Origin of the sequence: Gordonia alkanivorans (assembly GCF_004011905.1) — a bacterium.
Lineage (GTDB): Bacteria > Actinomycetota > Actinomycetes > Mycobacteriales > Mycobacteriaceae > Gordonia > Gordonia alkanivorans.
On record NZ_CP027114.1, the window covers coordinates 4867525 to 4888890 of the forward strand.

13 protein-coding genes are annotated in these 21366 nt (G+C 68.9%); 5 read left to right on the forward strand and 8 right to left on the reverse strand.

The genetic code is table 11. From position 1 onward, the window contains the following. Positions 1-33 precede the first annotated feature (33 nt). On the forward strand, positions 34-1341 hold the full coding sequence (locus C5O27_RS22155; RefSeq protein ID WP_006358198.1) for a saccharopine dehydrogenase family protein: 1308 nt from the start codon (positions 34-36) through the stop codon (positions 1339-1341). A gap of 159 nt (positions 1342-1500) precedes the next feature. Next, a complete protein-coding gene (locus C5O27_RS22160; RefSeq protein ID WP_127963695.1) occupies positions 1501-1947 on the forward strand; it encodes an Hsp20/alpha crystallin family protein in 447 nt (148 codons plus the stop codon). Positions 1948-2103: 156 nt separating this feature from the next. Here the strand turns inward: C5O27_RS22160 and C5O27_RS22165 are convergent, their stop codons facing one another. Continuing rightward, complete coding sequence (locus C5O27_RS22165; protein ID WP_035753421.1) at positions 2104-3279, reverse strand: EAL domain-containing protein; 1176 nt, start codon at positions 3277-3279, stop codon at positions 2104-2106. A gap of 447 nt (positions 3280-3726) precedes the next feature. On the opposite strand from C5O27_RS22165, the gene C5O27_RS22170 reads away from it, so the two are divergent. Then, positions 3727-4905, forward strand: a complete 1179-nt coding sequence (locus C5O27_RS22170; RefSeq protein ID WP_244216556.1) for a GGDEF domain-containing protein — start codon at positions 3727-3729, stop codon at positions 4903-4905. Here C5O27_RS22170 and C5O27_RS22175 read toward each other — a convergent pair. Continuing rightward, the gene (locus C5O27_RS22175; protein WP_127963696.1) at positions 4854-5612 is read right to left on the reverse strand and encodes a hypothetical protein; all 759 of its coding nucleotides are present in this window, start codon (positions 5610-5612) and stop codon (positions 4854-4856) included. The genes C5O27_RS22170 and C5O27_RS22175 overlap by 52 nt on opposite strands. Positions 5613-5784: 172 nt before the next feature. On the opposite strand from C5O27_RS22175, the gene C5O27_RS22180 reads away from it, so the two are divergent. After that, positions 5785-7884 (forward strand): Rv1355c family protein, encoded by a 2100-nt coding sequence (locus C5O27_RS22180; RefSeq protein ID WP_127963697.1) that lies wholly within the window; start codon positions 5785-5787, stop codon positions 7882-7884. A 29-nt stretch (positions 7885-7913) separates the two neighbouring features. On the opposite strand, the gene C5O27_RS22185 is transcribed toward C5O27_RS22180, so the two are convergent. Both C5O27_RS22185 and C5O27_RS22190 read right to left on the reverse strand, forming a co-directional pair. After that, positions 7914-8564 carry a PaaI family thioesterase gene (locus tag C5O27_RS22185; RefSeq protein WP_006865245.1) on the reverse strand — a complete coding sequence of 217 codons (651 nt, stop codon included), beginning with the start codon at positions 8562-8564 and terminating at the stop codon, positions 7914-7916. Between the two features lie 25 nt (positions 8565-8589). Continuing rightward, complete coding sequence (locus C5O27_RS22190) at positions 8590-8841, reverse strand: hypothetical protein (protein ID WP_006865246.1); 252 nt, start codon at positions 8839-8841, stop codon at positions 8590-8592. 161 nt (positions 8842-9002) lie between these two features. On the opposite strand from C5O27_RS22190, the gene C5O27_RS22195 reads away from it, so the two are divergent. Then, positions 9003-9974 carry a 1,4-dihydroxy-2-naphthoyl-CoA synthase gene (locus C5O27_RS22195; RefSeq protein ID WP_127963698.1) on the forward strand — a complete coding sequence of 324 codons (972 nt, stop codon included), beginning with the start codon at positions 9003-9005 and terminating at the stop codon, positions 9972-9974. Between the two features lie 51 nt (positions 9975-10025). Here C5O27_RS22195 and C5O27_RS22200 read toward each other — a convergent pair whose 3' ends face one another. Genes C5O27_RS22200 through C5O27_RS23080 form a run of 4 tightly spaced genes read right to left on the reverse strand, consistent with a single transcriptional unit; the run spans position 10026 to position 21340 of the window. Then, a complete protein-coding gene (locus C5O27_RS22200) occupies positions 10026-11792 on the reverse strand; it encodes a DUF4012 domain-containing protein (RefSeq protein WP_127963699.1) in 1767 nt (588 codons plus the stop codon). Next, the gene (locus tag C5O27_RS22205) at positions 11789-12400 is read right to left on the reverse strand and encodes a low molecular weight protein-tyrosine-phosphatase (protein ID WP_127963700.1); all 612 of its coding nucleotides are present in this window, start codon (positions 12398-12400) and stop codon (positions 11789-11791) included. The genes C5O27_RS22200 and C5O27_RS22205 overlap by 4 nt, the downstream gene beginning before the upstream one ends. Beyond that, positions 12394-19683: a non-ribosomal peptide synthetase gene (locus C5O27_RS22210; RefSeq protein WP_244216654.1), complete on the reverse strand. Its 7290-nt coding sequence runs from the start codon at positions 19681-19683 to the stop codon at positions 12394-12396. Before C5O27_RS22210 ends, C5O27_RS22205 begins: the two co-directional genes overlap by 7 nt. Beyond that, positions 19589-21340, reverse strand: coding sequence for a condensation domain-containing protein (locus C5O27_RS23080; RefSeq protein WP_244216557.1), 1752 nt, complete (start codon positions 21338-21340; stop codon positions 19589-19591). Before C5O27_RS23080 ends, C5O27_RS22210 begins: the two co-directional genes overlap by 95 nt. Positions 21341-21366: the final 26 nt, after the last annotated feature.

Below are 21366 nucleotides of genomic sequence, written 5' to 3' on the forward strand. Positions count from 1 at the left end.
CATGTGACCGGCGTCCCACGTAAGGTCGGAAGGATGAGCGGGGAATCCAACACCGAGACAAACAGCAACGAGAACCAGTCCGCAGCCGGCTCGCACGGCCGCGAGTTCGACGTCGTCGTCTACGGCGCCACCGGCTTCGTCGGCGAGATCACCGCGCGGTACCTCGCCGACCACGCCCCGATCGGCACCAAGGTGGCGCTCGCCGGCCGCAACGAGTCCAAGCTGACCAAGGTCCGCGACCGCCTGCCGCTCCGCGCCCGGGACTGGCCGCTGATCGTGGCCGACTCCAACTCGCCGGCCGCGCTCGACGCGATGGTCGCCCGCACGCAGGTCGTCTGCACGACGGTCGGCCCCTACCTCAAGTACGGCGAGGCGCTCGTCGTCGCGGCGGCGACCGCCGGGACCGACTACGTCGATCTCACGGGCGAGGTCCCCTTCGTCCGCTACTCCATCGACAAGGCACACGACACCGCAGTCGCCTCGGGCGCGCGCATCGTGCACTCCTGCGGCTTCGACTCCGTCCCGTCCGACATCACCACCTATGCGCTCTACAAGAAGGTCACCGAAGACGGGGCAGGCGAGATGACCGACACCACGCTCGTGGTGAAGTCGATGCGCGGCGGCCTGTCCGGCGGCACCATCGACTCGATGCGGGTCATCGCCGACGAGGCCAAGAACTCTCAGGCCCGGCGCCTGATGCTCAACCCGCAGGCCCTCTCGGGCGGCCCCGGTGAGGTCCCCCGGGTCAGCCTGTCCGACGAGCCGAGCGACCTGTCGATCATCAACGCCAAGAAGGTCGACCCGTCGCTGCGCGGCACGCTCGCCCCGTTCTTCATGGCGGCACACAACACCCGGATCGTGCGGCGGTCGAATGCGCTGCTGGACAACGCCTACGGCTCGAACTTCCACTATGCGGAGACGATGAACGTGGGCGGGGTCCCGGCCGTGTCGACCCTGGCCGCCGGCGCGGTGGCCGTGGGCACCGGCGCCTTCATGGGTGCCATGAGCTTCGGCCCCACCCGCCGCCTCCTCGACCGCGTTCTCCCGAAGCCCGGCGACGGCCCCAGCGAGAAGTCCCGCAACAGTGGATATTTCGTGGTGGAGACGTTCACCCGGACGTCCACCGGCCGTCGCTACCGCTCACAGATGCGCGCCCAGGGCGACCCCGGATACAAGGCAACCGCCGTGATGCTCGCCGAGAGTGCTCTGGCGCTCGCGCTCGACCGTGACCGCCTGCCGGCTCGCACCGGTGTCCTGACGACCGCGGCGGCGATGGGCGACGCCCTCATCGATCGCCTCCGCGACGCCGGATTCACCATCGACGCAACCGAACTCGGTTGAGCAAGGTCGGCGGACACCTGCCGGGAAATCGTCTGGCACTCTCCACCCGAGAGTGCTAGACGAGTGCGGAATCCGGTGCTATCTTCGATGTCAGTACAGCGTTGAGCTGCTCGCCGGACGAGTGGCGGGCAGCCCTTGTGAGACAGGAGGTGAACTGCTGTGCTGCGTTTCGATCCGTTTTCCGACATGGATGCCTGGGCCCGGGGCATGCTGACCGGTTCGACTGCCGGAACCGCGCGTACTCCCAAGTTCATGCCCTTGGACCTCTACAAGATCGACGACCACTACATGCTCGTCGCCGACCTGCCGGGCGCCGACCCGGGCTCGATCGACGTGAGCGTCGACAACGGCGTACTCACGTTGTCCGCCCAGCGATCTGCACCGTCCGACGAGGGCGTCGAGTGGCTGGCCAGCGAGCGGTTCTCGGGTACCTATCGACGCCAGCTCACCCTCGGTGACCTCATCGACAGTGCCGGCATCTCCGCCCGCTACGACAACGGCGTGCTCACCGTGACCATCCCGGTGGCCGAGAAGGCCAAACCGCGCCGCATCGAGGTGGAGAGCATCAACCATCAGCAGGCGATCGAGACCTCGACCGCCACGTAGTCCGAGAAACCCTCTCCCCGAACATCATCGGGGACCACAGCGGCGGGCCGGTGTGCCGTTCGCGGCGCACCGGCCCGCCGGTGTCGCCAGTCCGTCGGTGTCGCCACCCTTCGCTGTCGCCTGGCCCTCGGGGCCATCGTCGTGCTGTGGTCCGGCCTACCGCCCCGTCCAGGTGGCCAGCGGTTCGGGCCGACCGAAGAAGAATCCCTGCGCATAGTCGAAGCCGAACTCCGTGAGCACCTCCAGCACATCGTCACTCTCGATGCCCTCGGCCACCATCCGCAACCCGGTGGCCGCCGCCATCTCCGAGATCGCCCGCACCACAGCACGATCGGAATGACTGTGCACGAGCTGGGCGATCAGCGTGCGATCGACCTTCAGGACATCGACGGGCAGATCGCGGACGTAGCGGAGGGCCGAGAAACCGGCGCCGAGGTCGTCGACGCAGATCGTGCACCCGAGGTCGTGCAAGCCGTTGACGGTCCGGGCCGCCGAGGTCTCGAGCCGGACCACCTGATCCTCGCGGACCTCGATCCACACCCGCGCCGGGTCGACACGGTGGTCGCGGATCAGACCGTCGATGTAGCAGACGAGACCCTCGTCGGAGAGCTGCTGTCCCGAGAGGTTGAGCGAGACGAAGGCCTCGTCCCCCGCCGTCTCGGTGATGTCGGTGGCCAGATCCCGGATGGCCTCCCCGATGGCGTGCCGCCCGATCGGCGCGAGCAGCGAGATACCCTCGGCCACTGCGAGAAACGCATCGGGGGCGAGAACGCCGGATTCGGTGTGCCACCGCAGCAGCGACTCATAACCGACCACCCGCCGGTCCGCCATCGCGACGATCGGTTGATAGAAGACCGAGAAGTCGCGCTCCACCGACCGGGTGAGCCAGGCCGCGAGGTCGACCTCCGCGCTGATCTGCCGCACCATGCTCGGGTGCGCGAACTCGACGTGCACCCGCCGGGTGAGCGCGACGCACAGGGCGGCGTCGGCGTGCCGCACCAGGTCGGCCTCATCGGCGCGGAGGTCTGCACCTATGGCGACACCCATGCAGACGTCGAGGAAGGCGCTGCGATCGCCGTCGCTGACGGTGTGCGCGCCGAGTTTGCGCCGGGTCGCGTCGATGAGCGCGTCGTGGCCGCCGTCGTCGACGGAGAGGGAGATCAGCCACTGCAGGTCCGAGCGGCGTTCGAACCGGGCGCGCGGACTGATCGGTTTCAGGACCTGCTCGACGAAACGTTCGGCGATCGACACGGCGGCCTGATGCCCGTAGGCGACGACAGCGCGGTGATAGGGGTCCACCGAGACCGCGATCACCGTTGCGTCGCGGTTCAACACTCCATCATCTGTCTCGTCCGATCCCCCCGGCCGCGGCCCGATCGCCACGTCCCGCCGTGGGCGAGACTTTACTCGCAGACCCCGCGGTTCTGTAGCGCACGACCCGCGCCGGGTCGCGGTCGAAGAACTGCGGATTCGGCCGGAGGAATTCGACCGCGTCGATTGGTGTCGACAATCACGCCGGCACGCGCGAGCGACAGCCCGGCCGTAGAATTCCGGGGTCCCGGTATCGGACGACGTGTGCGCCGACACTTTCCCTTTTCCTCAGATCTCAGCAAACAATTAGAAAGGCTAGAAAACGACTGGTAGGGTAGTCGCAACTCCTGGGTGCGATGCCACTGAAGGATTCGTTCGTTCCGGTTACGATTTTGTTTTCGCAAATCCCATGTTCGGAGTATCCGTGACCGCGTGCGCGGTCATAGCGACGGAAAGCGGTCCCGGCGTATGGCCTTGATCAGGAATGTGATGCGGCGCTACGACGCGCGCTCCATGGCAACGCTGATCAGCACCGGTGGCGTTCTGCCGCTGCCTCTCATCGCTCTCCTCGCGCCCCACACCATCAAGCCGGGCAAGATCATCGTCCTGATGGCCATCTGGTCGTTCATCGCCCTGATCTTCGCCTTCACCGCCCTGCGTCGCCGGTTGGCCGACCCGGAGTTCGCTGCCCTCGGCGGATTCGGCATCGCGGGCATCGGCGGCACATCGTTGATCCTCGCCGATCCCCTCACCGCAGCTCTGGTGCTGGCCATCGTGGCCGTCATCCCGGCGATCGGCGCGATCTCCGCCTCGCCGCGGCTCATCCTGTCCCACCTGGCGGTCGCCAGCGCCTGCGCAGCGCTGGTCCTCGCGATCCTCGCGGACTCCGTGCCCACCTTCCTGATCAGTTTCGGCGCGATGTTCGGCATCATCGTCGTGCCGGTCTTCCTCGTGGTGGCTCTCCGGAAATCGATGGAGGCCGTTCTCGACCAGCAGACCCGCCTCTGCGGGATCGACCCGCTGACCGGCCTGCTCAACCGTCGCGGTTTCCTCATCCGGGCATCCCAGTTGCTGTCGGCCGCGCGATCCTCGACCGGATGGATCGGCATCCTGCTGCTCGACGTCGACCACTTCAAGCGGATCAACGACGAGTACGGGCACCTTGCCGGCGACGGCGTGCTGCTCTCCGCCGCGGCAGCCATCCGCGAACAAGCACCGGTCGGTTCCGAGGTCTGTCGTTATGGCGGCGAGGAGTTCCTCCTCTTCCACGTCGTCCGTGACAAGGAAGAGCTCTGGCGCAGCGCCGAACGTCTGCGTGCCGCCGTGGCCGCGACCGCACCGGTGACGATCAGTGTGGGGGGTGTCTGCGCACCGCTGGTGTCCTCGCGGGACGGCAGCGCCCACTCGACCGACGACGTCATCGGCAACCTACTCGGCCGCGCCGACGAGTGCGTCTACCGGGCCAAGGAGAGCGGCCGCGACACCACGGTCATCGACACGATCGACCCGATCGTGTGGAACGACGGCACGCTGAGCGCCCACGCCGCGGAGGACCCGCCGGCATCGCCGCCGTCGGCGAGCCTGTACGAGGTCTTCTACCAGCGTCCCCCGGACTTCGTCGAGATGGAGACGCGGGCTAGGAGCTGAGCCGCGCCCGCGGCCTGCAGGATGTCGGCTTCCATCCGCATCCGTCGCCACGTCTCGAGAGTGGTGTGTTCGCGGATGCGGGCACGATCCCACCACATGAGGCGCGTGCGGTACCGCTCGTCGGGGAACGGGGTCGGCGGCACGGATTCGTCGACGCGCCCACCGCCCGACTGCCAGCGCCGCAGCACATGGTCGGCCGCGGTCGCCATCATGTGGTCGGTGCCCGACATCTCCATGATCACCAGACCCAGCCGCGAGAGCTGGCCCGCCACCGACCGCGCGGTCGGCGAGCTCTCGTCCACCCAGGCCGTCTTGACCTCGACGATCCCGCCGGCCAGTCGCGACTCGATCGCGTTCACCAGCTGCACCTGACCGGGCTGTCCGGCCCACTCGACCAGCGCATGCGACTGGGCCGCCGCACCGAACCTCGGCTGGACACGTAGGCCACCCCGGACCTGGTCGGTGTCGTCGAGGACCGCGAAGAACAGCGCCGTTCCCGCACCCGAGACGACCTCGTCGTAGTCGAGAGCGGCCGCACAGCCGTGCCGTTCGTACGCGGCGGCGGCCCCGTTCAGATACCGATCCCACAATGCGCTCTCACGGCGGGGTGCGGCCGCGACGACCGTGTACTCCGACCCGGCTTCCTCGGCGGTGCCACGCAGAACCCCCGTTCGCACCACCTCACCGGCGGTTCTCATCGTTTTCATCGCAGGATTGCGCCTTCCGAAATGGAGGAATTGGTTGCAAGATCTCCCCTGACCCCGCGTGTAATGTTGCCACAAGAGCGTTTTTATGCAGGCTCACGAGCGCCGTTTCCTCCCGGATTCGGCACCTGCCGACCCGGTTGGCGACGCTCGGTCGAGTAGGCCACGATGAGGTATGCCCTCCGTGCCGGCCACCACCGCCGTCCTGTACTCCGAGTCCGAAGTCCCTGATTCCCTGTTCGACGACGGCCCGCTCGACGTGACCGACCTGACGGCGCAGACCACCCGCGCACTCGCCGAGATCCTCCCACCGGTCGACCCGGCACTCCTGACCGAAAAACCCCGTTTCGCATACTTTCCGTGGCGAAAATCCCTGGTGAAAATCCCCGGTCCACTGTCTTTTCGTCGTCTTCGCCTGGACCGCAACCGGCATAAGCTGACCGCCGCGGATCTCGATGCCGCGGCGAAACTACGCATCGGTGTCGTCGGATTGAGCGTGGGTCACGCCATCGCCCTCACCCTGACGCTCGAGGGATTGGCCGGCGAATTACGCCTGGCCGATTTCGACGACCTCGAGCTGACCAATATGAATCGAATTCCGGCGACATTGCTGGATATTGAGACGAACAAAGCCGTGGTCGCTTCTCGTCGGCTTTCTGAAATCGATCCCTATCTGACGACTTCGGTGTTCTCCGACGGCATCACCGCGGAGAACATCGACGAATTCCTCGACGGACTCGATCTCGTCGTCGAGGAATGCGATTCCTTCGACGTGAAGGTGCTGGTACGGCACCGTTGCCGCGAGCTGGGCATCCCGGTGCTGATGGAGACGAGCGACGGCGGGACCCTGGACGTGGAGCGCTTCGACCTCGAGCCGGATCGCCCGTTGTTCCACGGCCTCGCGGGCGACCTCCGCATCGAGGACCTCGTGGGGCTCGACCGCGCGCATCTGACGCCGCTGGCCGTCAAGGTGCTCGAGCCGGCTCGGGTCACCGCGCCGATGGCCGCGTCGGCGATCGAGCTCGGTCACTCGGTCACCGCCTGGCCTCAGCTGGCCGGCGACGTCCTCCTCGGTGGGGCGACGGTCGCCGCCGCGGTCCGTCGCCTCGTCCAGGGCAGGCCGCTGCCGTCGGGACGCGTGCGCTTCGATCGCGACGCCTGGCTCGACGGCCTCACCGATCCCCTCGACCGTGCACACGACAACGCCGGCACGGCCGACGAATCGACAGACCAGCTTCCGGTCGAGGAGATGTCCGACCTCGAGCTGATCACGTACGCGGCGAGCCGTGCCCCGTCGGCGGGCAATCAGCAGCCGTGGCAGATCATCGCCGACGACGACTCCGTGACCATCGTGCTGGATCGCTCCCGCACGTCGACGCTCGACATCGAGCATCGGGCCTCCGCGGTCGCGGTGGGTGCCGCCCTGCACAACGCCCGCGTGGCCGCGGCGAGTCGCGGCGTACTCGACGACCTCGAGGTCGTCGCGGACGATCGGACGATCCTCGGACGGGTGCGGCTCAAGGGCCTCGGTGCGGGCGTGCACGCACCCGAGTACGAGCGCGAACTCCGCACCCTGCTGGCGCGGGGGACCCGGCGTGGACCGGGAAACGGTTCACCGCTGGACGACGACGATCTGATCCGTCTCGCCGACGTGGCCGACACCGAGATCACCCGGCTCGTACCGCTCACCGACCGTGCGCGGATCACGACCTTCGCCTCGATCGCCGACCGCTCCGACCGGGTGCGCTTCCTGACTCCGGAGCTGCACCGCGAGATGTTCGCCGAACTCACCGCCGACCCCGCGGACGGCGCCGGGATCGACATCGCCTCCCTCGACCTGCCGCCGGCCATGGCCGGGATGCTCGACGTGCTCCGCCGCGCCGATGTGATGTCCCTGCTCGACGAGTGGGGCGGGGGTGCCGCACTGGGTGCCGACGCGGCGGCACGGGTCACCTCGGCGTCGGGAATCCTGCTCCTGGTCCAGCGTGGACGAACACCGGCGGACTACCTGCGGGCCGGCCTCGTCGTCGAACAACTGTGGGCGGCCGCCGAACAACTCGGCTACGCCGTACACCCCGTGACCCCTGCGTTCCTCTATGCCCTCGACGACGCGACGGCTCGCTCTCTGTCGAGCAACCACGGCGACGTTCTCGCCGGTCTACGTCGTGAGATGGACGAGCTGTGTCCGGTCGCCGACGACGAGGCCGTCACCATCGTGCTCCGGGTGTCGAGGTCGGCGTCGCCGACGGTGCGCAGCCGACGACTCGACGCCTGAGGCGCCGACCGCCGACCCGACCTGCCCGGCTAGGCCTGGCCGGGCTTGAGTTTGATGAACAGGGCGTCCATCTCGGCGCACAACCGGTCACCGTCGTGCATGGTGCCCTTGATGAAGACCTTGCGGCCCTCGATCCTGTCCGCCCAGGCGCGCACCCGCAGCGGGGTGTTCAGCGGGGTGATCGAGCGGTACTGCACGTTCAGGTAGGCGGTGCGGCTGACGTGCTGGATCGCCACGGCCGAGGCGTAACCACCGAGGTCGTCGAAGGCGACGGCGACATGTCCGCCGTGTGCAGCGGCGTTGCCGCCGAGATGGAAGTCGCGGAAGACCAGTTCGGCGACGACTCCGTCTTCGGAGGCCTCGACGACCTCGTAGGGCGGGAGGGTGATGTTGCCGCGGGACGGCAGGTCGACGCGGGTACCGGCAGGCGAATGCCATTCGTCGATGCGAACCTTGGCCAGGCGCTCGTTGACCGCGCTGAGGTGCTCGATGAGTTCGTCGACGAGCTCGTCATCGGGGCAGGCGTAGCGCGCGTTGTCCATCAGCAGACGGACCTGTTCGCTGAACTCGCCGTACCGCGGGCCGCCGCGCTCGGTGGTGATGGCCGCATGGGGCCGGAAACCACCCTCGTGCGGGTCTTCCTCGACGATCTCTACAGCACGGTCGTTCGCTTCACTCACCGGTCAACCGTATAAGAAGACCGATTCACGAGCCGGACTGGTGCTCCCCCTGGCCACCCGGACGGTGCCGGTCAGAACGACGGTGCGAGTCGAGGTCGACGCACACACCGTGGCGCACGAACCCCTGTGACGTACCGGGGACGAAGTCGGGGACTCCACGCGGCCCGCGCTCCTTCTCGTCTCGAAGCCGTACCGCCCGCCCCACGATCACCGCGACCACCGCGGCAAGTACGCACCAGCCGGCCACTCCGACGACAATCCACCCCCAGGTGTCCATGGGTACATGTAAGCACTGCGAACTGGGAATTAGCTGAAAACCCCGCATCGTATACGGTTCGCGCGGAAACCGACTCATCAGGACCTTTGATCCACTTCGGACGCCCGCGCACCCGGCGGACCGCCGTGAGCCCGGCCGTCTGTGATCACTACTCTGAGCGCATGAGCGCGACCGACGACACCAAGACCGCCGACCAGCCGTTCGATCCAGCCCAGTGGACCCCGGTGCCCGGGTTCACCGACCTCACCGACATCACCTACCACCGGCATGCAGGTGAGGGTCGCGAGAACGGCATCGTGCGGGTGGCCTTCGACCGTCCGGAGGTCCGCAACGCCTTCCGCCCGCACACCGTCGACGAGCTCTATCGGGTGCTCGACCACGCCCGCCGCTCCCCCGATGTCGGCACGATCCTCCTGACCGGCAACGGCCCGAGCCCCAAGGACGGCGGGTGGGCCTTCTGCAGCGGCGGCGACCAGCGAATCCGCGGCCGTTCCGGGTACCAGTATGCGACCAGTCACGACACCGACGTCGTGGCCGCGGGCGCCGACTCCGTCGACGAGGCCCGGGTCAAGGCCGAGGGCGGACGACTCCACATCCTCGAGGTCCAGCGACTCATCCGCACCATGCCCAAGGTGGTCATCGCGGTGGTCAACGGATGGGCGGCCGGCGGCGGCCACTCACTGCACGTGGTGTGCGACCTGACCCTGGCCTCCGCCGAGCACGCCCGGTTCAAGCAGACCGACGCCGATGTGGGCTCCTTCGACGCCGGCTACGGCAGCGCCTACCTCGCCAAGCAGGTCGGCCAGAAGTTCGCCCGCGAGATCTTCTTCCTCGGCGAGGCCTACGACGCGGAGACCATGCACCGCATGGGCGCGGTCAATCGCGTCGCCCCGCACGCCGAGCTGGAGAACACCGCCATCGAGTGGGCCCGCAAGATCAACGGCAAATCGCCCACCGCACAGCGCATGCTGAAGTTCGCCTTCAACCTCACCGACGACGGCCTCATGGGTCAGCAGGTGTTCGCCGGGGAGGCGACCCGCCTGGCCTACATGACCGACGAGGCCGTCGAGGGCCGGGATGCGTTCCTGGAGAAGCGCGATCCGCGCTGGGACGACTACCCGTACTACTACTGACGCGGCCCGCAGGCGGGCACGGTCACTCCCGCGGCCCGCACGCGGGCACGGTCACTCCCGCGGCCCGCAGGCGGGCACGTCGACCGTGACGGTGGGGTCGTCGACCAACGGCTGCACCGGAACCTCGGCTTCGCCCGTCGCCGCGGTCGGCTCGTCGATCTTCAACGTGATCGTGGTGCTCTGTCCCGGGGCGATACCGACCCGGGTCGAGTAGTAGGGCCGCCCGTGCAGGGTCTGTTCGACGTAGAAGGCACCGGCGTCGCCGAGGGTCATCTCCTTGAGCACCGCACCCTTGGTGGCGAGGAACTCCACGTTGGCGAGGTTCGTGCCCTTGTCCACGGCCAGTTCGGTGCCGAGGCCACCGGCGACGTAGTCGGTGAGTCCGGCGGTCTCGTCGAGGGTGTTGGTCAGCGTGACCGTGATCGTGCTCTCTCGGGTGTCGCCGCTGCAATCGCCTGAGGTGTAGTCGATCTCGCGACGGAGGTAGTAGTCGAGCTTGCTGCCCGACGCATTGCCGATCGCCACCTGCAGGTACGGCGAGTCGGTGTCGGAGATCTGATGCCCGAGCTTGGTGGTCTCGAGGATCTCCTGTTCGGCGGGCGTGGTGCTGTAGACCATGATCCGGCGCTCGTGGACGCCGCGTCCGAGCGCCTCGAGCAGGTCCCGGGTGCTCCCGCCCGAGCTGATCAATTTCTTCACCACAGCCTGGGAGATGGACTGCAGGTACGCCTTTCGGGCCTCGTTGTCGTCGGCGAACCGCTGGTACGAGGTCGACAGCGTGATGGGTACGACGTTGTCGGCGGTGATCTTCTCCCCGCCGGGCAACGTCACCGGTCCGACGACCTCGAGGATGTACTTCAGCGCGATCGGGTCGAGGGCGATGGCACCGTCGAGCTTCTGGCCGGTCTGGGCCCGCCAGTTGGCCAGCCAGATCTTCGCCGCATCGGGGAAATGAGCGCTGAGGTTCCCGTTCCGGAAGTCGGTGTAGGGCTTGTAATACGAGTAGATCGCGTCGTACTCGGGGCCCAGGTTGATCTTCGGTGTCGCCGGGTCGCGGAACTCCGAGTTGGCACCCAGTTCGGGAACCGTCACCCGTCCGCCGGTCGCGTTGAGCAGCCCGAAACCGCCGACGAGCCCGCCGGTTCCGCGGGACTCCGACGGTGTCTGGAAGGCCATGAAGTAGTTGCGCGGCCCCGAGGAGCCCAGCATCGGCGGGATCAACTGGGCGGCGATGTCGGTGGCGACCAGGGTGGACTCGGCCGCATCGACCTGTTCGGCGAGTTGGGTTCTCGCATCGGCGACGACGCCGAGCCAGCTCGGGTTGATCGACGCGACCTCGTCGGCCACCTCGGTCGAGCGTTCGGCGACCTTGGCGAGGTCGGGCTGCGCCTCGCGTAACAGTTTGAGATTCACCGTGTTCCCGGTCCGGAGCTGATCCGGGTTCAGCACGCCCGCGAGATCCGCGGCCGGGAGGAGTACGTCGGCGGACAGCGCCTCGACGGCGTCGCTCATCTGCTGCACCGACTTCAGCGGCGATCCGATTCCCGGGAGCGCGGCCACCGCCGACCACACGATGCCGTGGGACCGGTCGGAGGCGGCCTGGGCGCTGTCGGCGGCCGCAGCGGCGGCCTGCGAGGCGCCGGCCTGATCGCCGTCGAGCATCAGGGTCCGGGCCTGCGAGGCGTCGGATCGGACCGACTCGAGGTCGCCCTTCACCTTCAGTGCCGAGTACGCGAGCCAGACGACGACCGCGGCGAGGAGCACCACGATCAGGGCGAGAACCTGGACCGCCCGGTTTCCGGCGATACGGCGGATCATCGGGTCTCCCCTGTCGTCTCGGTGAGGTGTTGTGCCGCCAGCCACTTCGCCACGGTCTCGACCTTCGGCTCGATCTCGCCGAACACGCGGTCGAAGTCCTCACGCGGACGGCCCATCGGGTCGACGATGTCGAGGAGCGGCGAGTTGGGATCGATGCGTCCCCGCCCGCCCATGATCGCGGCGAGGGTGCCGTTCTCCGCCTGGGGACCGGTCTCCGCGAGGGAGGCGAACTCGGTGAGGGTGAACACGCGCTTCCAGCGGGCGGGCGCCATCTGCTGGGCGGCCGCACGGTGCTCGCGGCTCATGCACAGCACGAGGTCGGCCTGCGTCAGCATGGGCGGACGTAGGTATCGGGATTCGAAACCCGATGCGTCGTAACCGTGGTCGGCGAGGACCGCGGCCGAATGCGGGTGGATCGGCTGCCCGTTGAGCGCACCGGTACCGGCACTGCTCGAGGTGACGGCGAGTTCCCTCCCGTCGGCCCGCATGCGGTCGGCCAGACCGGTCAGCACGCGTTCGCCGATCGGCGAGCGGCAGATGTTGCCGGTGCAGACGAACAGGATCGACAGTCCTGTCGATGCCTCGTCCCGCTCGGATCCGGTCACCATTCCTCCTCGATTCTCCTGGCCAGCCGACGCATCACGTCGGGGTCGCCCAATTGCGCGTGTGCCACTCCGGCGGGGATCACTTCCACCGCCGGAGCCCCGGTTCCGGTATCGGGCCGGACGGCCCGTGCCCAGCTCTCGGTGTCCGGATTGTCCTCGGCGGCAACGTAGATGACCTTACCCACGGGCACCGGACGAAGTTCGTAGGACCGCACCGCGGCGGCGAGGGTCCGGGAGCGATCCTCGAACCGTCGTAGTGCCTGCGGGTCGTGGCGCTCGGCCGCGGCTCGGAGCGGATGATCCTCGCCGAGCAGCTCCTCGTCGGCCCCCTCGTGCAGGTCGCCGGGAGGTCGGGAGTCGAGCACCATCAGCACGTCGACCTTCTCGCCGGCCTCGATGAGTTGCCGGCTCATCTCGTGCGCGATGACACCACCGAGCGACCAGCCGACGAGACGGTAGGGCCCGGACGGCTGGCGGCTGCGAACCGCCGCGACGTGCAGGGCCGCGATCTCGGGGAGGCTTGCGGGCAGGTCACGGTCGGCGACGACGAGTTCGGGCAGCTGGAGACCATATGCGGCAGTCGAATCCAGTGACGCGCCGAAGGCCCGGAACGGTTCGACGATCCCGGTGGCGGTGTGCACGCACCAGATCGTCGGGGCCCCGGACTCCGGAACGCCCGGTTCGGTGCCATCCGTCCGCGACAGCGGCACGACGCGGTGGTCGACGCCGGTACCCTCCCCCGCGGACGCGGCGTCGACGACGCGGGCCACCTCGGCCGGCGTGCGGTGGGTGAAGAGGTCTGCGACGTCCACGGTGACGGAGGTGCGTCGGGTGAGTTCGTCGCGCAGCTGTACCAGGGCCAGGGAGTTGCCACCCAGTGCGAAGAAGTCGTCGTCCATGCCGACGCCCTGTTCGCCGAGGACCGTCCGGAAGGCGTCGCGAACGGTTGTCTCCGTGCGGGTCTCGGGTTCTCGGGTCGATTCCGACCAGGTCGGCTCGGGGAGTCGTCGCTGGTCGATCTTGCCCGCGCCACTCAGCGGCAGTTCGGCCAGTTCGACGATCCGGGCGGGCACCATGTGCCGCGGCAGCTGGGCGCGGCAAACGTCGGCGAGGTGGTCGACGGACACCGGCGAGACCACATAGGAGACGAGCGCCGGCCCGGCCGGCCCGGGCCGGAGCACGGTCACCGAGCGATCGGCTCCGGCGCGCAGGAGAACGGCGTCGATCTCGGCGGGTTCGACGCGTTGTCCGCGGATCTTCATCTGACGGTCCGCGCGGCCCACGTAGATCAGCTCGCCGGTCTCGCGATCCCATCGCACGAGGTCGCCCGTCCGGTAGCGTCGACGCCCGTCACTCCCGGCCACGAAGGTCGCGGCGGTCAGTGGCTGGTCGCCGAGATATCCACGGGCGACGCCGGTTCCGCTGACGTAGAGTTCGCCCACCACGCCGGGCGGTACGTGCCGCAGTCGGGTGTCGAGGACCTCGGCCCCGATCCCAGGCCGCGGATGCCCCAGCCGCACGGGCTCGCCCGGACGGTAGGCGCTGGTGGACACCGTCACCGTCGTCTCGGTGGGACCGTAGATGTTGCGGACCTGCGCCCACTCCGCCCACGCCGACGCGAGGTCGGCCGGCAGCGCCTCGCCGCCGATGTAGACCAGTCGCAACGAGGAGATCGATTCCGGCTGCATGGTCCGCATCACCGACGGGGTCGCGGTGAACACGCTGACCCGGGTGCGGTCGAGGAAGCCGGCGAGGTCCCGTCCCCCGACGATCTCCGGCGGGACGACGACGAGCGTCGCGCCCGAGGCCAGCGGCAGCAGCAGGTCGTGGAACGTCGCGTCGAATCCAGGGCTGATCGCCATCCCCACCCGGTCGCCGGATTCCACGTCGCCGAGCCCGGCGACACGATGCACGCCGCGATGGGTGACGCCGACGATGTTGGGGGTGCCCGTGGTGCCCGATGTCGTGATGACATACGCCAGGGAGTCCGGTGAGACACGTGCAACCGGCTCCGAGGCGACGGGTTCGACCGGTTGCGTGGGGATGTCCTCCGGACCGATCGCCGTCGCCCGTGCTCCGGCGACCACGTGCTCGATGCGCGCCGCCGGGTAGGTGACGTCGACGGGGACGCACACCCCGCCGATGCGGCTCACCGCCCAGATGGCGACCACCGATTCGATGGAGCGTGGGACGACCACCGCAACCGCGTCGCCCGCGTCGAGGCCGCGCGCACGAAGGGCACGCGCCGTCTCCGACACCCAGGCGTCGAGTTCGCGGTAGGTGAGGGATCGCGTGCCGTCGGTGATCGCCGGCCGATCGCCGTGCGTGGCCACCGTCCCGGTGAACAGGTCGGCGAGCAGTGGTTCGGTCCCGGTCGGCACGGCGGCATGCGCACGGCCGCTGAGGAATTCGCGTTCGGCCGCGGTGAGGGGTTCGACGGCGGCGATCCGACGTGCGGGGTCGCCGGTCACCGCGGCGAGGGCCGCCACCAGACGCTCACCCAGTCCGCGGATCACGCTCTCGTCGAACAGATCCCGCGCGTGATGGAGCTGCAGCCGCCAGTTGCCCTCGGACCGGACCGCGACGATGTGCACGTCGAACTCGCTGTGCGAATCCATCGCGGTACGCGGTGCGTCCGCGGTGACGGGACCTGGCGCGTCGCCGGTGGAGTCGACCACCGAGAAGGCGACCTGGACGAGCGGGTGACGTCCGGGGATGCGCGGCGGATCGACGAGTGCGACGACGTCGTCGAAGGCGATCGCCGCGTGGTCGAGAGCGGCGAGGTCCGTGTCGCGGACGGTCTCGATGAGGCCGCCGACCGTCATCCCGGCGGTCAGTCGCGTACGCAGGACCACCGTCGAGATCAGCATGCCGACCGTGCCCGCACTGTCCGCGTCGCGGCGCATCGAGGCCGGGGTCGCCACGGCGATGTCGTCGACGCCCGCCTGCGCCGCGAGGGCTAGTGCGGTCGCGGCGTGCAGGAGATGGAAGTCGCTGGCCTGTGCGCGGCGGGCGGCCGTCGAGATGGACCGGGCGACGGCCTCGTCGATCGGGAACTCGATCACCGAGGTACGGAGATCGCGGTCGGGCGGACGGTGGTCGGCGAGGTCGAGTTCCCCGCGGTAACCATCGAGGGCCTGCCGCCAGTAGTCGTGCAGTTCGGCGCGTGAGCTCTGCTCCTCGGCGACCATCCGGCGCGCGAGGACGTCGAAGCCGACCGGTTCCCGGGCCAGGGACTCCCCGGCCAGGAGTGCGGCGAGTTCCCGTTCGACGATGGCTGCGGATTCGCCGTCCATCGCGATGTGGTGGGCGACGAGGACCGCCGCGACCGGGGCGGTGTCGACGCCGTTCTCCGTCAGCAGCCAGCTTCGCACGGGTGGTTCCCCGGCGAGATCGAAGGGAGTGGAGAACTCATCGGCGATGGCCGTGCCGGTGAGCGCGGTCGAGTCGAGGTGCCGTACCGGCGGCCGCCATCCGTCGACGACTCGCTGCCGCGGACCGTCGGGCGTGGCCAGGTAGCGGGTGCGCAGCGCGGTGTGCCGGTCGACGAGGGCGTCCAGTGCGGCGATCACCTCGGCCGTCGTGAGTCCGGGCGGGACACCGACGACGACGGGAACCGAGTAGATCGGGACCTGGCCCAACATCTGCGCGCCCACCCACATGCGGCGTTGCGTCGGTGCGAGTGGGATCTCCGTGACCCGGTCGTCCGGATCGTCGACCGCACGAGAATCGGCGAGGTCTTGCACGGCGTCGACGGTCGGCGTGGGAACCGCGACGGCGAGGCCGGCGGGTGTCGGGTGCTCGAACAGCACCCGCGTCGGCACCCGGACACCGAGGTGGCGGCCCAGGGCCGAGGTCACCCTGGTGGCCGACAGCGAGGTGCCGCCGAGAGCGAAGAAGTCGGCGGATTCCGCAATCGCGTCCACCGAGACCTCGAGCACCTCGGCCATGATCGCGCGAACCTGCGCGACGAGCTCCGGATCGGCGAGTTCTCGCTCGTACCGGGCGGATTCGCCGGAATCGCGCGTGGGGATCTCGGGGGCATCCACGGTCGAGGCCACGACCGGGAACGGCTGCCCGACGTCGCCCACACCGAGCAGCAGGGTGGTGTAGTCGTCGAGCAGCAGCCGGGCCACCTCGTCCGGGACCTGCGCGGAGTGCACCAGGGTGACATGCAGTTCGTCGTCGCTCTCGGCGAGGACCACTTCGATGTCGTACTTCGCGTCGACGGTCGATGTCGCCTCGGTGACCAGCGAGGCCATTGCGCCTGCCAGAGGGACCTCGCCGGAGGCCTGCGGGACGACCTCCTGGCTCACGAGCAGCACCGAGATCAGCGGATCGCCGCCGTGCCGGGCCGCGGGCCGGACCGCCTGTACGACGTCCTCGTAGGGGATGTCGCTGTGCGCCAGCGCTGCGAGTGCGACGTCGCGGACCTGTTCCACCGCTTCGCGAACCGGGGTGTCCGGGCGGAGTCGGGTGCGCAGCGCGGCGGTGTTGACGAACATGCCCACGACCGACTCCCATTCGGGGGCGGAGCGTCCGTGCACCGGCACGCCGACCAGGACATCCCACTGTCCGGTCAGCTGACCGAGGGTCGCCGAGAGAGCTGCGTGCGCGACCTGGAAGACCGTGGCCGACAACGCCTTCGCGGTCTGATGGATCGCGGGGGCCGGCACGGAGGCACCGATACGACCGGTGACACCCGCGGCGCCGGGGTCGCGATGACCGGGCAGCCGGAGCGGTTCCGGCGCATCGGCGAGAGTATCTGTCCAGTAACGGATCTGGTGCGCGAAGAGGCTGTCGTGATCGGCGGCGTCTCCGAGGCGTTCGATCTGCCACTGGGTGAAGTCGGCGTAGGTGAACGCCTCGTCGGCGGCCACCGTCAGTCGCTCGCCGTCGTAGGCGCGCATCAGGTCGGCGAGCAGCACACGGATGGACCAACCGTCGATGGCGATGTGGTGGAGGACCGCCGCGAGGTAGAGGTCGGTGTCGTCGGTGGCGTCGTCAGACGTCTCCACCTCGAAGACGGCCGCGCGGAATCCGGGCTCGTTCTCGAGGTCGAACGGTGTGCGCAGGTACTCCGTCACCTGCCGTCGGACCACGGTCTCGACGTCCTCGTCGCCGACCTCCACGAGATGGTGTGCCAGCACAGGGCTTCGGTGTTCGATCCGTCGCTGGATCGGTCCGGCCGGCGAATCCGGGTACACCGTGCGGAGCACGGGGTGCGCACCCACGACCTCGTCGACGGCCTTGCGCAGTCGGGCGAGGTCGACGCGACCGCGGATCCGCATCACCACGGGAACGTGGTATGCGGTCGATGTCGGGTCGACGTGATGGTGAATCCACATGCGCCGCTGCGGATATGCCAGTGGCAACGGATCGGGAACAGGGAGTCGCGCCGGCGCCGGCGCCGGCGACAGTGCCGCAACGGGTTCGGAGGTCGGTGAGATCAGGTCGTCGATGCGGCGAGCCAGCTCGCCGAGCGTCCGCGACTCGAACAGCAGACGGGCCGCGACGTAGACACCGGTGGACGCGGAGAGCCTCGAGGTGACCTGTGTTGCCGACAGCGAGGTGCCACCATCGGCGAAGAAGTCCGAATCGGCGTCGAAGCTCTCGACCGGGCGGTCGAGGACCTCCGCCCACACCGACGCGATGAGCAGTTCCGTCTCCCCCGCCGGGGCGCGACCGGCCGTCGCCGGACCACGGACACCGGTCGCGCCGAAGTCCGGTGCGGGCAGGGAGGTCACGTCGATCTTGCCGTTGCGTCCGATCGGCAGGTCGTCGACCTCGACGAACACTCCGGGGATCATGTTGCGCGGCAGCACATGTGCCAGTTGCGGTGCCAGGTTGTCGGTGCGGATCTCGACACCGGGCTCGCCGATCACCCAGGAGACCAGCACCTTCTCGCCTGCTGCGGTGGCACGCGCCGCGGTGACGGAGGCGGCGATGCCGGGCAGCCGGGACAGCGCCGCATCGATCTCGCCGGGTTCGAGGCGCACACCGCGGATCTTGACCTGGTCGTCGGTCCGGCCGTGGATCACGAAGGTGCCGTCGCCGCGCCGGTGGACCAGATCCCCGGTGCGGTACATCCGCTCCCCGTGCGGACCGGCGACGAAGGCGGTCGCGGTCGTGCGTGGGTCGCCGAGATATCCACGCGCCAGACAGTTCCCGGAGAGATAGAGCTCCCCCACGGTGTGGTCCGGAACAGGACGCAGCCTCGCGTCGAGGACGTGCATGGTCACACCGTCGAGCGGGCGCCCGATGTGCACCGCGCCTCTGATGGGACCGGTGTAGCGCGCACTGCTGACCGCGACGGTCGCCTCGGTCGGACCGTATTCGTTGCTGATCGTCGCGGTGCGGGTCCACTCGCGGACGAGACCCGCACCGAGCGGTTCGCCGCCCACGGCGACGTGCCGGACGTGCGGCAGGTCGTCGGGTCGCAGGGTGGCCAGCACCGAGGGGGTAGTGAGCAGAACGGTCACCCCAGAGTCTGCGACGAGGTCGGCGAGTTCGTCGGACGCGATGACATCCGGCGGGCACATGATCATCGTCGCGCCGGCGATCCGCGGCGGCAGAACACCCATCAGGTGGGCGTCGAAACCGGTTGCGTACGTGTGCAGTACACGGTCGCCGGAGGTCAGGTCCAACCGTCGGGCGGTGTCGCGGGCCCACCCGGCGAGACCACGGTGCGTGACCGCGACGCCCTTCGGCACGCCGGTCGTCCCGGAGGTGAAGGTGATGTAGGCGACGTCGTCCGGCGTCACCGCCCGTACTCGTTCCGTGTCGTCGAAGGGCGGTACCACTGCGGGCAGCTCGGCGAACACCTCGTCGAGAGCGAGCACCTCGACATCCATTCCCCCGGTGCCGATGCCCCCTGTGCCGATGCCAGCCGGGCCGGTGTCGCCGAGAGAGAGCACGAGCGCCGGTCGGCATCGGTCGAGGATGAGTTTCCGTCGTTCGGCCGGGTCGGCGGGGTCGATGTTGACGAAAGCCGCACCCGCGCGGGCGATCGCGGCGGTCGCGATCACCCCGAACACCGACCTCGGGAGCAGTTCGACAACGACGTCGCCCGCACCGACACCGCGGGCTGTCAGAACGCGGGCCAGGTGGGTCGACAGTCGGTCGACGTCGTCCGCGGAGACCTCGGTCCCGAATCCCGGTACGCGGTGGCGAAAGTCGACGATCGCAGCATCAGGCGAGGTTGCGGCGTCGTATGAGGTGAACAGCGCGTCGAAGGTCTCCGGTTCGAACTCCGGGCTGATCACCTCTTCGTCCGCCGGGCTCATCAGGGTGAGAACCGGCTCGTCGGGGGCCAGCACGCCGCGTCGCAGGGTGTCGACGACGAGGTCGCACAGCGCTTTCAGGCGGTCCGCGGTGGCGACCGCGTCGGTGCAGGACATCGTCACGTGGAGTGCACCGTCGTGCCGGTACATCGAGACGTCGATGCCGAAGAGCGGTATACCCAGGACGCCCGACGCCGCGCCTCCGGGCGGGGACTCGGTTTCCGCCCATTCGACGATCGCATCCGGCACCGCGCCGAAGGACACCTCGAACAACGGGGTTCCGGCACCGGCACGACCGGGGTCGGCGATGTCGGCGATCTCGGTGAGGGGGCAGGTCGGCGTGGGCGAGGGCGCCCAGGTCCACCGAGGTCACTCGAGCCAGCAGATCGGCGAAGGAGAGTTCCGGGTCGATGGGCGTGTGGAGCGGCACCGCACGCGCGAACAAACCGGGCACACCGACGAGGCCGGGGTCGAGACGGCCGGACAGCGCGGTGCCGACGGTGACCACCCCGGCACCCGACTGTGTCGACAGGACCGCGGCCAGCGCGGTGTGGGTGGCGATGAACGGTGTCGTCGACCGTGCCACGGTCAGCGCGTCGAGCGATGCGGTGACGGCCGAATCGAGGCGGCCCTGCACACGGTGCACGATCGTCTCCCCCGCGGGGGCAACGGATTCCGCCTGCAGGTTCATCTCGGGTAGGCGCAGCTGTTCGAGCGGTTGGTTGAACGCGTCCCGCCAGAACGCGGTGAGTTCCGCGCGCCTCGCGTCGAGCGTCTCGGCGCGCCACATGGAGTACCGCCGATAGTCGGTTCCGCTCGTGGGCAACGTCGCACCGGCGAGGGCCGTGTCGAGTTCACCGGCCAGGATCGCGAAGGATTCTCCGTCGGCGGCGATGTGGTGGATCACCCCGAGAAGCCAGGTGGTGCCGTCGATCTCGACGATCCGTACGCGCCACGGAAGCGAGGTGGCGAGGTCGATCGGCGTGGCCATCGAGGCGAGAACGGAAGTCACGTCCGGCCTCGGGCGGGCGTCGGGTCCGAGTTCCCGTTCCAGATGGTCGAGCACCCTGGCGTCGTCCCATCGATGTTGCACCGGGACCCCTTCTCGCAAAGGGAATACGGTGCACAGGGCGTCGTGTCGCGCCACAATCGCGGCAACCGCGCGTCGCGCGTCGACGGGGCTCGCGTCGATCGGCCAGGCCACCGGCAGGAGGTAGCCGGTGAACTCGGGCTCGGTCCGCCACCGCAACCACACGTCCATCTGTTCCGGTGTGAGCGGCAGATCCGCAGGGATGCCGACATCATCGGCAAGGAGGGACGCACGCGACGGAACGGGCGAGGTTCTCGGAGCGGCGATCCGCGCCGCCAGTTCGGCGACGGTCGGATTCTCGAAGACGTCGGCCACCTCCGCCCGGTAGCCCATCCCGGCGAGGGTGGCGGCCAGGCGTGCCGCCGAGAGCGAGGTGCCTCCGGCAGCGAAGAAGTTCGTGCCAGCGCCGAGAGGACCGGCGTCCTCACCGACGACCGCACGGATCGCCGACGCCACGGTCTCCTCGACCGGGCCGAGGACCCGCCCGACCGGCGGGGCGGTGTCGGTGATGATCGCGAAGAGTTTGTCGGCTCTTCCTGATTGACGGTGCGTGGAACAGGTTCTTGCCACCACAAGATGTAGGGGTGAGCAAGATC

What these genes read in the sequence shown, in the direction of transcription:
- C5O27_RS22210 (WP_244216654.1), bottom strand. Translation starts at nt 19,683, where the DNA reads ATGAGCCCGGCGGACGAAGAGGTGATCAGCCCGGAGTTCGAACCGGAG.
- C5O27_RS22195 (WP_127963698.1), top strand. Translation starts at nt 9,003, where the DNA reads ATGAGCGCGACCGACGACACCAAGACCGCCGACCAGCCGTTCGATCCA.
- C5O27_RS22175 (WP_127963696.1), bottom strand. Translation starts at nt 5,612, where the DNA reads ATGAAAACGATGAGAACCGCCGGTGAGGTGGTGCGAACGGGGGTTCTG.
- C5O27_RS22200 (WP_127963699.1), bottom strand. Translation starts at nt 11,792, where the DNA reads ATGATCCGCCGTATCGCCGGAAACCGGGCGGTCCAGGTTCTCGCCCTG.
- C5O27_RS22190 (WP_006865246.1), bottom strand. Translation starts at nt 8,841, where the DNA reads ATGGACACCTGGGGGTGGATTGTCGTCGGAGTGGCCGGCTGGTGCGTA.
- C5O27_RS22170 (WP_244216556.1), top strand. Translation starts at nt 3,727, where the DNA reads ATGGCCTTGATCAGGAATGTGATGCGGCGCTACGACGCGCGCTCCATG.
- C5O27_RS22180 (WP_127963697.1), top strand. Translation starts at nt 5,785, where the DNA reads ATGCCCTCCGTGCCGGCCACCACCGCCGTCCTGTACTCCGAGTCCGAA.
- C5O27_RS22155 (WP_006358198.1), top strand. Translation starts at nt 34, where the DNA reads ATGAGCGGGGAATCCAACACCGAGACAAACAGCAACGAGAACCAGTCC.
- C5O27_RS22205 (WP_127963700.1), bottom strand. Translation starts at nt 12,400, where the DNA reads ATGGTGACCGGATCCGAGCGGGACGAGGCATCGACAGGACTGTCGATC.